Origin of the sequence: Agromyces sp. PvR057 (assembly GCF_040547485.1) — a bacterium.
Lineage (GTDB): Bacteria > Actinomycetota > Actinomycetes > Actinomycetales > Microbacteriaceae > Agromyces.
Genome location: NZ_JBEPPT010000001.1, coordinates 1644264 through 1658164 on the forward strand (window position 1 = coordinate 1644264; position 13901 = coordinate 1658164).

A 13901-nucleotide genomic window follows, 5' to 3' on the forward strand; every position below is an offset into this window, starting at 1 on the left:
CCGGAGTACCACCTCACCCCGCCCCGGCGGCGGCTGCGGCTATGCCTGCTGCGCGTCGCGCGCCTGCGCGACGAGGGCGCGATCGACCCCGGCGAGCCGCTCGATGACGAGGCGGCGCAGTGCCGGCACGTCGGGGTGCGCGTCGAGCCAGGCGCGGCTCGCGTCGGCGAGCCCCTGGGTGGCGAGCGGCGAGGGGTACAGGCCGTCGACGAGCTTCTCGGCGATGGCGTAGCTGCGGGACTCCCACACGGGCTCGAGCATCGCGAAGTACCGCTCGACGAAGGACCCGAGCAGCGCCGGGTCGGTCGCGCGCACGAATCCGGCGGCCGATTCGCGCACGACGGTGTTGGTCGCCGTGTCGACGTCGACGAGCGACGACCAGGCGCGCTCCTTGCCCTCGACCGTCTGGATGGCGGCGCGAGCGTGCGCGGCCGACTGCTGGCCGGTGGCCGTGTTGTCGTCGGCGAGCCGCGCGTCGATCTCGGCGTCGCCGGCGCGACCCGCGGCGACGAGCGCGATGAGCAGCCGCCATCCGAGGTCGGCGTCGATCTCGAGGCCGTCGAGCTGCAGGTCGCCGGCGTAGAGGGCCGCGAGCTCGTCGACGTGCGATCCGTGCTCGGCGATGCCCGCGAAGCTCGTCGTGAACTGGAACTGCGCGTCGCTGCCCGCCGCCGCCTCCTGGGCGAGGCGCCAGAAGCCGTCCGCGACGGCACGGAGCGCGTCGTCCTGCCGGTCGGGTGCCGTGTACGCGCCCGCGGCGAGCACCGCGTTGGCGAGCACGATGCGCAGCGTCGTCGATTCGGTCTCGCTCGCGATGTTGCCGAGCACGAGGGCGAGGTAGTCGCTCGCGCGGGTCTCGCCGTCGCGCGTGGCATCCCACACCGAGCTCCACACGAGCGCGCGCGCCAGCGGGTCCTCGATCTCGCTGAGGTTCGCGAGCGCGACGCCGTGCGAGGCGTCGTCGAGGCGGATCTTCGCGTAGGCGAGGTCGTCGTCGTTCAGGAGCACGAGCGCCGGGCGGGCGCGGCCGACGAGCTCGGCGACCTCGGTCCGCTCGCCGTCGACGTCGAGTTCGACGCGGTGCTCGCGCACGAGCTTGCCGTCGACGAGGTTGTAGAAGCCGATCGCGAGACGGTGTGGGCGGATCGTCGGGTAGTCGGCCGGTGCCGACTGCAGCACCGTGAACGCCGTGATCGTGCCGTCGCCGTCGGTCTCGATCTCGGGGCGCAGCGTGTTGACGCCGGAGGTCTCGAGCCACAGCTTCGACCACTCGGTGAGGTCGCGGCCGCTGGCGGCCTCGAGCTCGACGAGCAGGTCGGCGAGCGTCGTGTTGCCCCACTGGTGCTTCTTGAAGTACGCCGAGACGCCCGCGAAGAAGGCATCGATGCCGACCCAGGCGACGAGCTGCTTCAGCACCGAACCGCCCTTGGCGTACGTGATGCCGTCGAAGTTGACGAGCACGTCTTCGAGGTCGGTGATGTTCGCGACGATCGGGTGCGTCGAAGGCAGCTGGTCCTGGCGGTAGGCCCAGCTCTTCTCCATGGAGTTGAACGTGGTCCAGGCCTCGGTCCACTCGGTGGCCTCGGCCGTCGCGATCGTCGACGCCCACTCGGCGAACGACTCGTTCAGCCACAGGTCGTTCCACCACTTCATGGTCACGAGGTCGCCGAACCACATGTGGGCCAGCTCGTGCAGGATCGTGACGACGCGACGCTCGCGGATGGCATCCGTCACCTTCGAGCGGAAGACGTACGCCTCGGTGAAGGTGACCGCGCCGGCATTCTCCATGGCGCCCGCGTTGTACTCGGGCACGAAGAGCTGGTCGTACTTCGGGAACGGGTAGGCGATGTCGAACTTCGCCTCGAAGTACTCGAACCCCTGCTTGGTCTTCTCGAAGACGTAGTCGGCGTCGAGGTACTGCGAGAGGCTCTTGCGGCTGAACACGCCGAGCGGGATCACGCGGCCGTCGGAGCTCGTGAGCTCGTCGCGCACGACCGCGTAGGGGCCGGCGATGAGGGCCGTGATGTAGCTCGAGATGCGCTGGGTGGGCTCGAACGCCCACGTCTTCGCACCGTCGTGTGCGTCGACGGGCTCGGGTGTGGTCGAGTTCGACACGACCTCCCAGTGCGAGGGCGCCGTGACCGTGAAGCGGAACGCCGCCTTCAGGTCGGGCTGCTCGAACACGGCGAACATGCGCCGCGAGTCGGGCACCTCGAACTGGGTGTAGAGGTAGACCTCGCCGTCGACGGGGTCGACGAAGCGGTGCAGGCCCTCGCCCGTGTTCATGTAGCGGCCGTCGGCCTCGACGACGAGCTCGTTCTGCGCGGCGAGGTTCGGCAGCTGGATGCGCACGCCGTCGCTCACCTCGGCCGGGTCGAGCTCGACGCCGTTCAGCGTGATGCGGTGCACGGCCGCCGTGATGGCGTCGATGAAGGTCGAGGCGCCGACGGTGGCGTCGAACCGAACCGAGGTCGTGGTCTTGAAGACCTCGGGGCCGGTGGTCACGTCGAGCACGACGTCGTAGTCGTGCACGGTGACGAGCGCCGCGCGCTCCTCGGCTTCGGATCGGGTGAGGTTCTCTCCAGGCACGTGGGCTCCTTCGCGGATATCTGCGCGGCTCGTGGCCGCGGGCAACGCGATCCAGCCTAGCCGTCGCGTCCGCTGCGGGCACGGTGGATCGGGCCCTCGAGGAGGGCGGATGTCGCGGTCGGCCGCGTGCGCCCCGCCTCGCCCGCGAGCCCGCGCCGAGCGCGCCGGTCAGCGCTGCACGATCGAGAACACCGCGCTCACGAACGCCGGCAGCGCCGCGAGCACGGCCACGCCGAGGAGCACGCGCCCGACGAGCACGCCGGAGCGGGAGGCGCGGAGCTCGAGGAACCACGGAAGCACTCTCGGCAGCAGGAAGGCGATGAGTGCGCCCGCCGCGAGCACGACGCCGATCGGGAACAGCACGACCGCGGCGACGAGCGGCGCGAGCGGGCCGGCCCATCGGTCGCGCGACACGAGCGGGAGGCTCCGGGAGAGCCGGCCGGCCACGGCCGAGAGGAACGCGCCCTGCAGCACCGCGAGCGCGGCGAACGCGAGCACCGACAGCCAGCCGGGCCCGACGACGTCGAAGTCGAAGTTCTCGGGTCGCAGCGGGTCCACGAACGGCGCGACCCCGATCAGCAGCACCAGTCCGAAGAGCGGTCCGCCGAGTCGACCGCGCGGCAGCCACGGCTCGACGAGCAGGAAGAGCGCGGCCGACGCGAACGCGAATGGCAGCGCGCCGAAGACGAGGTAGCCGAGGGTGCCCTCGCCAGAGATCTCGCCGACGATCGCCTGCGCCTCGGTGCTGCGGCCCGTCGCCTCCGGGGAGGTCGCCGCGAGCAGGCGCATCACGAGCCGCCCGCCGGCGCCAGTGACCAGCAGCCCCGAGAGCGTGCCGACGCCCGTGAGGACGGTCGCCCACCAGGCGTACACCTGCAGCCCGGCGAGATGACGCGGCATCCATCGCGGTCGATCGGATGCCGGAGGGCGGCGTGCGGCGAGGGCGCCCGGTGTCGCCGGGGGAGCCAGCCGCTCGCCCGACCACCTCACGGTGAAGGCGATGCCGACGGCGAGCAGGACGCCGCACGCGATCATGAGCAGCATGCCGCCTCGCCCCCTCGCCTCCCTCGCCGATGCTCGCGAGCCTAGCGGCGGGGGATCGCCGCGCGCCGTCCCCAGGGAAGGGGGTGCGTCACCAGTCGGCGCGCGTGTAGTCCTTCAGGAACACGCCGGTCACGTCCTCGCCGGCCTCGCCGCGCACGATCGGGTCGTACACGCGGGCGGCGCCGTCGACGAGGTCGAGCGGGGCGTGGAACCCCTCCTCGGCGAGGCGCACCTTGGTGGGGTGCGGGCGCTCGTCGGTGATCCAGCCGGTGTCGACGCTCGTCATGAGGATGCCGTCGGCGAGCATCTCCTTCGCGCTCGTGCGCGTGAGCATGTTCATCGCGGCCTTCGCCATGTTCGTGTGCGGGTGCCCGGGCCCCTTGTAACCGCGGCTGAACACGCCCTCCATCGCCGAGACGTTCACGACGTAGGTGCGACGAGCGGGTGACGCCGCCAGCGACGCGCGCAGGCGGCTCACCAGGATGAACGGCGCCGTCGTGTTGCAGAGCTGCACCTCGAGCATCTCGAGCGGATCGACGTCCTGCACGACGGCGCTCCAGCTGTTCTCGTGGTGCAGGTCTGGCACGAGGCCTCCGGCATCGATCGCGGTGCGGTCCGCGAGCCTGGCGAGCGAGCTCGAGCCGGGCGCGAGCGCGAGGGCGGTCAGGTCGTCGGCGGTCATGGTGCCGGCGAACAGCCCGGACGAGAGCACCGGGTGGCTGGACACCGAGTCCGCGAGGGCGAGCGGGTGCGCGTCGTTCGTGTGCCCGAAGCTCACGAGCTCGGGCAGCGGCCCGTCGGGCAGCGGCGAGGACTCCGCCTCGACGAGCGGCGAGTACGACCCGGGGGAGCGGCGCACCGTCTGCGCGGCGTTGTTGATGAGGATGTCGAGCGGACCCTGCGCGGCGACGTCGTCGGCGAGCGCGATGACCTGGGCCGGGTCGCGCAGGTCGATGCCGACGATCTTCAGGCGGTGCAGCCAGTCGGCGGCGTCGGGCATGGCGGCGAACCGCCGCGCGGCATCCCGCGGGAACCTGGTCGTGATGGTGGTGTGCGCGCCGTCGCGCAGCAGCCGCAGCGCGATGTACATGCCGATCTTCGCGCGCCCGCCCGTGAGCAGGGCGCGCCTTCCCGTGAGGTCGGTGCGCGCGTCGCGCTTCGCATGGCTCATGGCCGCGCAGGTGGGGCAGAGCTGGTGGTAGAAGGCATCGACGAGCGTGTACCGCTGCTTGCAGATGTAGCAGGGACGAGCGACCTGCAGTTCGCCCGCGGTGCGCGCGTCGGTGCCGCTCACGAGGTCGGCGCCCCGGGTCTCGTCGTCGATGCGGGTCGGCGCCCCGGTCGCCGTCGCCGCGATCACGGCGCGGTCGGCGTCCTGGATCACGCGACGCTTCTCGAGCCGGCGCGCGACCTTGACCGCCTTGAACATCTTCGCCGTCGCGTGGCGCACGGTCTCGAAGTCGGGATCGTCCTGATCGAGCTCGCTGAGCGTCGCCAGCACGCGCAGGGTCGTCTCGAGATCGGCGGGGTCGATCGTGGGCGCGCTGACGGAGGCGGTGACGGCGGAGGGCATCCGCGAATTCTACGGCGTGTCGGCCGACGATCGCCTGAGAGCCCGGCCGGGCGCTGCGGGTCTGCACGCCCACATGGGCGGTCCGCGCATCGGGCCGCCGCGACATCCGCCGGAGTAGCGTGACCGCATGAGCACCAGCACCGACGCCGCAGCATCGACGGCAGACCGGTACCGCGCCTTCGCCGAGGTCGAGGCGCACGGCATGTCCGCGACCTACGAGGCCTGGGCCCGTGGCGTGGCGACGGATGCTGCGACGCAGGCGCTCATCGACGAACTCCCGCCGCGGAAGCGGCAGCCGAACCTCGTGTTCTCGGCCGCGCGCCTGCTCGGAGCCGTTCCCGGCCCGTACGCGGACTTCGCCTCGTGGCTCGCCGAGCACTGGAACGCCGTGCGCGAGGTCGCGACGACCCACGCGACGCAGACGAACGAGGCCGCCCGCTGCGCGCTGCACCTGCCCGTGCTCGCCGCCATCGAAGGGCCCATCGCGCTGCTCGAGGTCGGTGCCTCCGCAGGACTCTGCCTGTACCCGGACCGATACGGCTACCGGTACTCGGGACGTCCGCAGCTCGACCCGGTCGACGGACCGAGCGCCGTCGTGCTCGACTGCGCCGTCAGGGGCACGACGCCCGTCCCCGTGCCGACGAGCATGCCCGAGATCGTCTGGCGCGCCGGCATCGACCTCAACCCGCTCGACGTGCGATCGCAGGCGGACGTCGATTGGCTCGACGCCCTCGTCTGGCCCGAGCACGACGACCGCCGCGCCCGCCTTCGCGCGGCCACCGGGATCGCCGCCGCCTCGCCCCCGCACCTGGTCGGCGGCGACCTCAACGAACACCTCGCCGCGCTCGCCGCAGCCGCTCCGCCAGAGGCGACGCTCGTCGTGTTCCACACCGCCGTGCTCATGTACCTCGACGAGGCCGGCCGCGAACGGTTCAGGCGACAGGTCGGCGAGCTCCCCGGTCACTGGGTCTCCGTCGAGGGCAGGCGGGTCGTCCCGGGCATCCGGGTGCGCGACGACGTGCCCAACGAAAGCAGCGACCTCGTACTCGCCCTCGACGGCGTGCAACGGGCGTGGGCGCAGCCCCATGGGCGTGCGCTCACGTGGGTGCCGAATCCCTAGACTTGGCGCATGCGCATCCACATCGCGACCGATCACGCCGGCCTCGAATTCAGTCGTACGCTCGTCGACCACCTGACCAACGCCGGTCACGAGGTGCTCGACCACGGACCCGTCGAATACGACGCCCTCGACGACTACCCCGCCTTCTGCATCAACGCCGCGCTCGCCGTGGCCGCCGACCAGTCCGAGGGCGTGCACGCGCTCGGCATCGTCTTCGGCGGGTCGGGCAACGGCGAGCAGATCGCGGCGAACAAGGTGCGCGGCATCCGCGCGGCGCTCGTGTGGAGCATGGACACCGCGATCCTCGCCCGCCAGCACAACGATGCGAACGTCATCTCGATCGGCGCCCGCCAGCACACCGTCGAGGAGGCGATCCGCTACATCGACGCGTTCATCGCCGAGCCCTTCTCGGGCGACGAGCGTCACGCCCGCCGCATCGCGCAGCTCGCCGAGTACGAGACGACCGGCGACATCGCGGGCAAGGGCGTGAACCACCCGGCCGAGGCGTAGGCCGCGTGCCAGAGGGCCACTCCGTCCACCGCATCACGCGGCAGTTCGAACGCAACTTCGTCGGGCACGTCGTGCGCGCCTCGAGTCCGCAGGGCCGGTTCGCGCAGGGTGCGGCCGATCTCGACGGGCGCCGCGTGACCGACGCCCGTGCGGTCGGCAAGCAGATGTTCCTCGGCTTCGAGGGCGACCGGTGGCTGCGCGTGCACCTCGGCATGTACGGCGCGTGGGACTTCGCGGGCGACATCCTCATGGACGCCACGATCGCCTCGGCGAACGGGCGCATGGGCCAGACCAACCAGCGCGGCACGTTCCTCGACTCCGACAACCCCGATGCCGTGGTGTTCGACGCGGCGGGCGAGAACTCCATCACCTCGATCGGGGCGCCGCGCCGCACGCGCCTGCGCATGTCGGAGTCCGAGAAGGAGGGCGCCCGCCTCGAGACCTTCCCGCCGGAGCCGATCGGCCAGGTGCGGGTGCGCCTGCTCACCGAGTCGGTGTGCGCCGACCTCCGCGGGCCGACGGCCTGCGAGGTGCTCGACCCCGCCCAGGTCGAGGCGATCGTCGCGAAGCTCGGCCCCGATCCGCTGCTCGATCCCGGGCCCGACGCCGAGGAGCGCTTCACGAGCGTCGTGCGCCGCAAGCCGACGCCGATCGGACTGCTGCTCATGGACCAGAACGTCGTGGCCGGCATCGGCAACGTCTACCGCGCCGAACTCCTCTTCCGTGCACGCCTGAACCCGCACACGCCCGGCCGCCTCGTGCCCGAGGAGGTCGTGCGCGACCTCTGGCGCGACTGGGCGAAGCTGCTCGCGATCGGCGTTCAGACGGGCCAGATGATGACCATGGACGACCTCGACCCGGAGGCGTACCGCGCCGCCATGGCGAGTCGCGACGACCGGCACTGGGTCTACAAGCGCGAGGGCCAGCCCTGCCGGGTCTGCGGCACGAACATCGTGCTCGAGGAGATGGGCGCCCGCAAGCTCTACTGGTGCCCGCGGTGCCAGGCATGACGACCCGACAGGTTCCGGATGCCGCCGAGCCGCTGCTGCTCGCCGGTGCGCGCCTGCCGGGCACGCCCGAGCCCGTCGACCTGCACCTCGTCGACGGACTCGTGTCGTCGGTCCGCCCGGCGGCGGCCGGCGCCGGGTGGCGCGCCCGCCGCGTCGAGCTCGACGGACGATTCGTCGTGCCCGGACTCCACGACCGGCACGTGCACGCCTCGCAGTGGGCGATGGTGTCCCGGCGGCTCGACCTCTCGCCCGCCGAGTCGGCGGCGGAGGTCGCGGCGCTCGTCGCGGCATCCGTGACGTCGGCGGTCGCCGGTGGAGCGGGCGAGGTCATCGGCTTCGGCTATCGCGACGGCCTCTGGGCAGACCTTCCGACGCTCGCGCTGCTCGACGCGGTCTCCGGCGAGGTGCCCGTCGTGCTCGTCTCGGCCGACCTGCACGCCTGCTGGGTCAACACGGCGGCGGCACGACGCCATGGCGTGCTCGAGGCGGCCGGCACATCGGGCGTGCTGCGCGAAGACGAGTGCTTCGCGCTCGTGCGCGAGCTCGACGACATCGCCGACGACGTGCTCGACGGGTGGGTCGGCGACGCGGCCGAACGCGCGGCGGCACGCGGGGTCGTCGGCATCACCGACTACGAGATGCGCTGGAACCGCGACGACTGGGCGCGTCGGGCCTTCCGCGGCATCCGCTCGCTGCGGGTCTCGTTCGGCGTCTACACGCAGCACCTCGAGCGGGCGATCGCCGAGGGGCTGCGCACGGGCGAGGCGATCGAGGGCACCGGGGGCCTCGTGACGGTCGGCGGCTACAAGGTCATCACCGACGGTTCGCTGAACACCCGCACGGCGTGGTGCTTCGATCCGTACCCCGGGCTGGAGGGGCACGAGCACGCCTACGGACTCGCGACCGTGCCGTTCGACGAGCTCGTGCCCCTCATGCGCCGAGCCTCGGAGGCCGGACTCACACCGGCGGTGCACGCGATCGGCGACCACGCGAACGCGCGCGTCCTCGACGCGTTCGAGGCGGTCGGCAGTGCCGGGTGGCGTCGGCCGGGGTCGATCGAGCATGCGCAGCTGCTCCGGCACGACGACGTGGCCCGCTTCGCGGCGCTGGGCGTCGTCGCGAGCGTGCAGCCCGAGCACGCCATGGACGACCGCGATGTCGCCGAACGCCACTGGCCCGGCCGCACCGACCGGGCGTTCATGCTCGCCGAACTGGCCGCGGCCGGCGTCGAGCTCGCGCTCGGGTCCGACGCTCCCGTCGCGCCGCTCGATCCGTGGGTCGCGATCGCCGCCGCGGTGGGGCGCACGCGCGACGGTCGCGAGCCGTGGCATCCCGAGCAGGCCATCGGCGCCCGGATCGCCCTCGCGGCGTCGACGAACGGCGCCGGCGACACCGTGCGCGAGGGCGCCCCGGCCGACCTCGCGGTGCTCGAGCGCGACCCGTTCGCGGCCACGGCCGACGAACTGCGCACGATGCCGGTCGCCGCGACGCTGCTGGGCGGCCGGTTCACGCATTCGACGACGTCGGTCCAGTAGCGCGGCGTCTCGAGACCTCGTCCCGTCGCTCGCGGCAGCGTTCCGGGGGAAAACCCCCCTCGCGGTTCGGGCGTCCGCCGGCTGGGCCGGCGGTTCGGCGCTCGCGAGGCTTGATGCATGCTCAAGATCCGACTCCGCAGGCCCGCCGCGACGATCGGCAGCGCGATCGCGGCGCTGGCCGCCGGCGGCCTCGTCGCGCTCTCGTTCGCCGGATGCGGCATCGTCGCCCCCGGCCCGGTCGACACGATCGGCGAGGTCGACTTCGACACCCCGCTCGCGATCCCGCCGCTCGCCGAGTCGCACGTCGACGCCGACGGCACGCGCGTGTTCGCCATCGATGCCCAGGCCGGGAGCACCGAATTCGTACCGGGCGTCGCCAGCGAGACCTGGGGGTTCAACGGCAGCGTCCTGGGGCCGACCCTCGTCGCCGACCGCGGCGAGCGCGTGCGTGTCGACATCACGAACTCGCTCGACGAGCCCACGACCGTGCACTGGCACGGCATGCACCTGCCGGCGGCGATGGACGGCGGTCCGCACCAGATGATCACCCCGGGCGGCACGTTCGCGCCCGACTGGATCATCGACCAGCCGGCAGCGACGCTCTGGTACCACCCGCACCCGCACGGCGAGACCGAGTCGCACGTTGCGAAGGGCCTCGCGGGCCTGTTCCTGCTGCACGACGAGGGGGAGCGCGCGCTCGGGCTCCCGGGCCGGTACGGCGTCGACGACATCCCCGTGATCGTGCAGGACGCCGGGTTCTCGGCCGAGGGCGTGCGCGAGGACACCCAGCGCGGCTACGCCGGCGGCCTCGGCGATGAACTCCTGGTCAACGGCACGCGCGGCCCGTACCTCGAGGTCGCGAGCGAGCTCGTGCGGCTCCGGCTGCTGAACGCGTCGCCCGCGCGTACCTACGCCTTCACGTGGAGCGACGCACGCCCCGTCGAGCTCATCGCGACCGACGGCGGGCTGCTCGAGGCATCCGTCGCGCTCGACCACGTGCGGCTCTCGCCGGGCGAGCGGGCCGAGGTGCTGCTGCGCGTCGCCCCCGGGGAGCGGGTGGTGCTGCAGTCCCGCATGACGGCGGAGCTCGCCGGGCTCGAGCCCGTCGTCGCCTCGATGAACGGGGGAGCCGACGCGTTCGACGTGCTCGAGGTGCGCGCCGCCGGCGAGCTCGCGCCCGCGGCATCCGTCCCCGCGACGCTCGCCGAGATCACCGACTTCGACGTGGCCGACGTCGCGACCACCCGCTCGTTCGAGCTCGGCGACAGCTTCGAGATCAACGGCGAGGCCATGGACATGGGCCGCATCGACGAGACCGTCACGGTCGACACGCTCGAACGGTGGGTCGTCGAGAACCCGAACGCCGTGCCGCACAGCTTCCACGTGCACGACGTGCAGTTCCGCATCGCGTCGATCGACGGGGTCGCTCCGCCGCCCGAGCTCGCGGGCTGGAAGGACACGATCTTCACCGAACCCGAGACCACCTACGAACTGCTCATGCGCTTCGACGACTACGCCGACCCGAGCACGCCGTACATGTACCACTGCCACCTGCTGTGGCACGAGGATCAGGGCATGATGGGCCAGTTCGCCGTCGTCGAGCCCGGTCAGCGTGCGACGATGAGCGAAGGAACCCACCATGAGCACTGAGACCATGCCCGCCGATCCCGCCGCCACGAGCGAGGTCGCGACGACGGATGCCGCGCCGCGCCGTCGCAGCTACTGGCGCCTCTGGGCTGGCGTGCCCCGCGAGCTCGGGTTCCTCATCCTCACCATGCCGATCGCGATCTTGGGGCTCGTGGTCGTCTCGACCCTGTTCTTCACGGGCATCGGCACCATCGCGCTCGTCTTCGGTATCTTCGTCGTCGTCGCCGCGCTCGGCACGGCGCGAGGGTTCGGCGTGCTCGAGCTCGTTCGGCTGCACTGGGCCGGCCGACCGCCGATCGCGCAGCCGGTCTGGAACCGCGACGGACGTGAGAGCGGCTTCTGGCGGTCGCTCTTCGCCCCGTTCGTCGACGGGCACTACTGGCTGTACCTGCTGCACACGCTCATCATCAATCCGATCGTGAGCATCGTGACCTGGAGCCTCACGATCACGTGGGTCGCCGGCGCCGTCAGCGGCACGACGAGCTGGATGTGGCGCGGCTTCATCCCCGAGTACGACCGCGACTTCTGGCTGCACGACGTCGTGCTCGACTCCCTCTTCCCGAACAACACCTTCGCCATCGAGCCCTCGATCGGCGAGACGGTGTTCGAGTTCCTTCTCGGGCTGATCTTCCTCGCCACGCTCCCGTTCGTGTTCCGGGGCCTCACAGCGCTGCACGACGTCATCGCCCGCGGCCTGCTCGGCGCGTGGCGCAGCGAGATGCTCGAAGCCGAGGTCACGAGGCTCTCCGCGTCGCGGGGCGCGGCGGTGCAGGCCGAGGACGCGTCGCTCCGACGCCTCGAGCGCGACATCCACGACGGGCCGCAGCAGCGGCTCGTGCGCCTGCAGATGGACCTCGCGAGCATCGAGCGCGCCCTCGAGCGCGACCCCGAGGCCGCGCGGGACATGCTCGGCGAGGCTCGCGAGCAGGCCCGCGAGACGCTCGACGAGCTGCGCGCCCTGTCACGGGGATTCGCCCCGCCGATCCTCCAGGACCGCGGACTCGCGGTCGCGCTCGAATCGCTCGCCGCCCGCAGCCTGATTCCCGTCACGGTCGAGATCGAACTGCCGACGGATGCCGCGCTGCCGGCCTCCATCGAACGCAACGTCTACTTCGTGGCCGCCGAACTGCTCACGAACGCGGTGAAGCACGCCGAGGCGAGCGGACTCCGACTGCGCGTGAGCACCCGCGACACCGGTGCGACCGGGCGCTGGATCGACCTCTGGGTGACCGACAACGGACGCGGGGGCGCGTCCGCGGTGCCCGGGCACGGTCTGGCCGGGCTCGGCGAACGCATGCGCGGGCTCGACGGGGTGCTCGTGGTCGACAGCCCGGTCGGCGGGCCGACCTCGATCGGCGCGCACATCCCGTACGTCGCACTCGCGGCATCCGATCGCCCCTGAACCTCGTGGCCGCCGCTCGCCCTCGAGACGAGCGGCGGCCTCGATAGGGTTGGCGCATGACCGACCCGGCGCCGCGCCCGCTCCGTATCGTGCTCGCCGAAGACTCCGTGCTGCTGCGCGAGGGCCTCGTCCGCCTGTTCGGCGAGGCCGGCTTCGAGACCGTCGCCGCCTACGGCGACGCAGACACCCTGCTCGACGACCTCGAGCGTGCAGCCCCCGATGTCGCGGTGCTCGATGTGCGCATGCCGCCGACATTCCGCGACGAGGGCGTGCGTGCGGCGATCGAGATCCGGCGCCGGATGCCGCGGGTCGGCGTGCTGCTGCTCAGCCAGTACGTCGAGGGCACGTACGCAAACGAGCTCCTCTCGTCGGGCGAGGGCGGCATGGGCTACCTGCTGAAGGACCGGGTGGCCTCGCTCGACGAGCTGCAGGATGCCGTCGAACGCGTGAGCCAGGGCGGCACGGTGCTCGACCCGCAGGTCGTGCGCGAGTTGCTCGCGCGCCGCGGCGACCCGCTCGCGTCGCTCACCCCGCGCGAACGCGAGGTCATGGCGCTCATGGCCGAGGGCCGCACGAACGCGGGCATCGCGAAGCAGCTCTTCATCGGCGTCGGCGCCGTCGAGAAGAACGTCACCTCGATCTTCCAGAAGCTCGGCCTCGAGGACTCCGGCACCGACCACCGCCGCGTGCTCGCGGTGCTGGCCTGGCTGCAGCGCTAGGCGTCGGGCGTCGCCGGCCGAGCGTCGGGTGCCATGGCTCAGGCGTCGGGCGAGCGCCGCAGCGGGACGTGCACGCGGAGGATGTGCGTGTAGCTACGGTATCCCCACCTCATCCAGAGCACGAAGGCGACCCCGGCAAGGACCGCGCCGACGGCGAGTGCCCAGCCGGCCGAGCGCGTCGTCGCGTACACGAGGGCGCCGACCACCAGCCCGCCGATGGCGGTGTTGACGACCAGCATCACCATCATCGAGCTCGCGAAGACCTGCGAGCGGTCGCGCGTCGCGAACGGGAAGTACGTGCGATGGATGCCGGGCGCATCATCGGTCGTGCCCATCAGGAGGTACGGCTCGATGCCGGGGTCGAGGTCGACGGAGGCGCCGCGCAGCCGGTTCATCGCGAGCACGTAGGCGAGGTCCTCGGTGGCGGTATTGAACACGCGGATCTGCGTGATGATCCCGAGCAGCACGAGGAGCACCAGCACCCCGACGGCCGCGAGCCCGAACCAGCCGCGGAACCCGGTCGCGTTGCCGAGCACGCCGAGCGTCACGAGCCCCGCCGAGACGAGCGTGAGGAAGATCGCGATGCGGGTGAGCACCTCGCTCTGCGTCGTGCTGCGCGAGGCCAGCAGACTCCAGTGCTCGGTGGCCAGCATCTGCGCGCGCAACGACTTCTGCGCGTCGGTGAGCGGCGCATCGGCAGGTGGCACCGACGACGGAACGGGCCCGGGTGCGTCGGCCGTCATAGCGGCATT

Annotated in this window: 11 protein-coding genes; 7 read left to right on the plus strand and 4 right to left on the minus strand. The window is 72.0% G+C overall.

The window, feature by feature from the left end; genetic code table 11:
• Positions 1–39: 39 nt before the first annotated feature.
• The 3 genes from pepN to ABIC29_RS07440 form a co-directional block, all read right to left on the minus strand.
• On the minus strand, positions 40–2589 hold the full coding sequence (pepN, locus tag ABIC29_RS07430; RefSeq protein WP_116081548.1) for an aminopeptidase N: 2550 nt from the start codon (positions 2587–2589) through the stop codon (positions 40–42).
• Between the two features lie 168 nt (positions 2590–2757).
• On the minus strand, positions 2758–3633 hold the full coding sequence (locus ABIC29_RS07435; RefSeq protein WP_116081549.1) for a hypothetical protein: 876 nt from the start codon (positions 3631–3633) through the stop codon (positions 2758–2760).
• Positions 3634–3721: 88 nt separating this feature from the next.
• Positions 3722–5206 carry an SDR family NAD(P)-dependent oxidoreductase gene (locus ABIC29_RS07440; RefSeq protein ID WP_116081550.1) on the minus strand — a complete coding sequence of 495 codons (1485 nt, stop codon included), beginning with the start codon at positions 5204–5206 and terminating at the stop codon, positions 3722–3724.
• A 127-nt stretch (positions 5207–5333) separates the two neighbouring features.
• Here ABIC29_RS07440 and ABIC29_RS07445 point away from each other — a divergent pair, with 127 nt between their 5' ends.
• The 7 genes from ABIC29_RS07445 (at position 5334) to ABIC29_RS07475 (ending at position 13149) form a co-directional block, all read left to right on the plus strand.
• On the plus strand, positions 5334–6326 hold the full coding sequence (locus ABIC29_RS07445) for a DUF2332 domain-containing protein (protein ID WP_116081551.1): 993 nt from the start codon (positions 5334–5336) through the stop codon (positions 6324–6326).
• A gap of 9 nt (positions 6327–6335) precedes the next feature.
• Complete coding sequence (locus ABIC29_RS07450) at positions 6336–6836, plus strand: ribose-5-phosphate isomerase (RefSeq protein WP_116081552.1); 501 nt, start codon at positions 6336–6338, stop codon at positions 6834–6836.
• Between the two features lie 5 nt (positions 6837–6841).
• Positions 6842–7846 carry an Fpg/Nei family DNA glycosylase gene (locus tag ABIC29_RS07455; RefSeq protein WP_354244002.1) on the plus strand — a complete coding sequence of 335 codons (1005 nt, stop codon included), beginning with the start codon at positions 6842–6844 and terminating at the stop codon, positions 7844–7846.
• Positions 7843–9381, plus strand: coding sequence for an amidohydrolase (locus ABIC29_RS07460; RefSeq protein ID WP_354244005.1), 1539 nt, complete (start codon positions 7843–7845; stop codon positions 9379–9381). Before ABIC29_RS07455 ends, ABIC29_RS07460 begins: the two co-directional genes overlap by 4 nt.
• A 117-nt stretch (positions 9382–9498) precedes the next feature.
• Positions 9499–11031 (plus strand): multicopper oxidase family protein, encoded by a 1533-nt coding sequence (locus tag ABIC29_RS07465; RefSeq protein WP_354244008.1) that lies wholly within the window; start codon positions 9499–9501, stop codon positions 11029–11031.
• The gene (locus ABIC29_RS07470; RefSeq protein WP_354244011.1) at positions 11021–12430 is read left to right on the plus strand and encodes a sensor histidine kinase; all 1410 of its coding nucleotides are present in this window, start codon (positions 11021–11023) and stop codon (positions 12428–12430) included. Before ABIC29_RS07465 ends, ABIC29_RS07470 begins: the two co-directional genes overlap by 11 nt.
• 56 nt (positions 12431–12486) lie before the next feature.
• The gene (locus tag ABIC29_RS07475; RefSeq protein ID WP_116081556.1) at positions 12487–13149 is read left to right on the plus strand and encodes a response regulator transcription factor; all 663 of its coding nucleotides are present in this window, start codon (positions 12487–12489) and stop codon (positions 13147–13149) included.
• Between the two features lie 38 nt (positions 13150–13187).
• Here ABIC29_RS07475 and ABIC29_RS07480 read toward each other — a convergent pair whose 3' ends face one another.
• Positions 13188–13892 carry a hypothetical protein gene (locus tag ABIC29_RS07480; protein WP_354244014.1) on the minus strand — a complete coding sequence of 235 codons (705 nt, stop codon included), beginning with the start codon at positions 13890–13892 and terminating at the stop codon, positions 13188–13190.
• Between the last annotated feature and the right edge of the window lie 9 nt (positions 13893–13901).

Excerpts from the sequence above, each read along its gene's own strand:
- ABIC29_RS07435 (WP_116081549.1), bottom strand. The coding sequence starts at position 3,633 with ATGCTGCTCATGATCGCGTGCGGCGTCCTGCTCGCCGTCGGCATCGCC.
- ABIC29_RS07440 (WP_116081550.1), bottom strand. The coding sequence starts at position 5,206 with ATGCCCTCCGCCGTCACCGCCTCCGTCAGCGCGCCCACGATCGACCCC.
- ABIC29_RS07445 (WP_116081551.1), top strand. The coding sequence starts at position 5,334 with ATGAGCACCAGCACCGACGCCGCAGCATCGACGGCAGACCGGTACCGC.
- ABIC29_RS07450 (WP_116081552.1), top strand. The coding sequence starts at position 6,336 with ATGCGCATCCACATCGCGACCGATCACGCCGGCCTCGAATTCAGTCGT.
- ABIC29_RS07460 (WP_354244005.1), top strand. The coding sequence starts at position 7,843 with ATGACGACCCGACAGGTTCCGGATGCCGCCGAGCCGCTGCTGCTCGCC.
- ABIC29_RS07465 (WP_354244008.1), top strand. The coding sequence starts at position 9,499 with ATGCTCAAGATCCGACTCCGCAGGCCCGCCGCGACGATCGGCAGCGCG.
- ABIC29_RS07470 (WP_354244011.1), top strand. The coding sequence starts at position 11,021 with ATGAGCACTGAGACCATGCCCGCCGATCCCGCCGCCACGAGCGAGGTC.
- ABIC29_RS07475 (WP_116081556.1), top strand. The coding sequence starts at position 12,487 with ATGACCGACCCGGCGCCGCGCCCGCTCCGTATCGTGCTCGCCGAAGAC.
- ABIC29_RS07480 (WP_354244014.1), bottom strand. The coding sequence starts at position 13,892 with ATGACGGCCGACGCACCCGGGCCCGTTCCGTCGTCGGTGCCACCTGCC.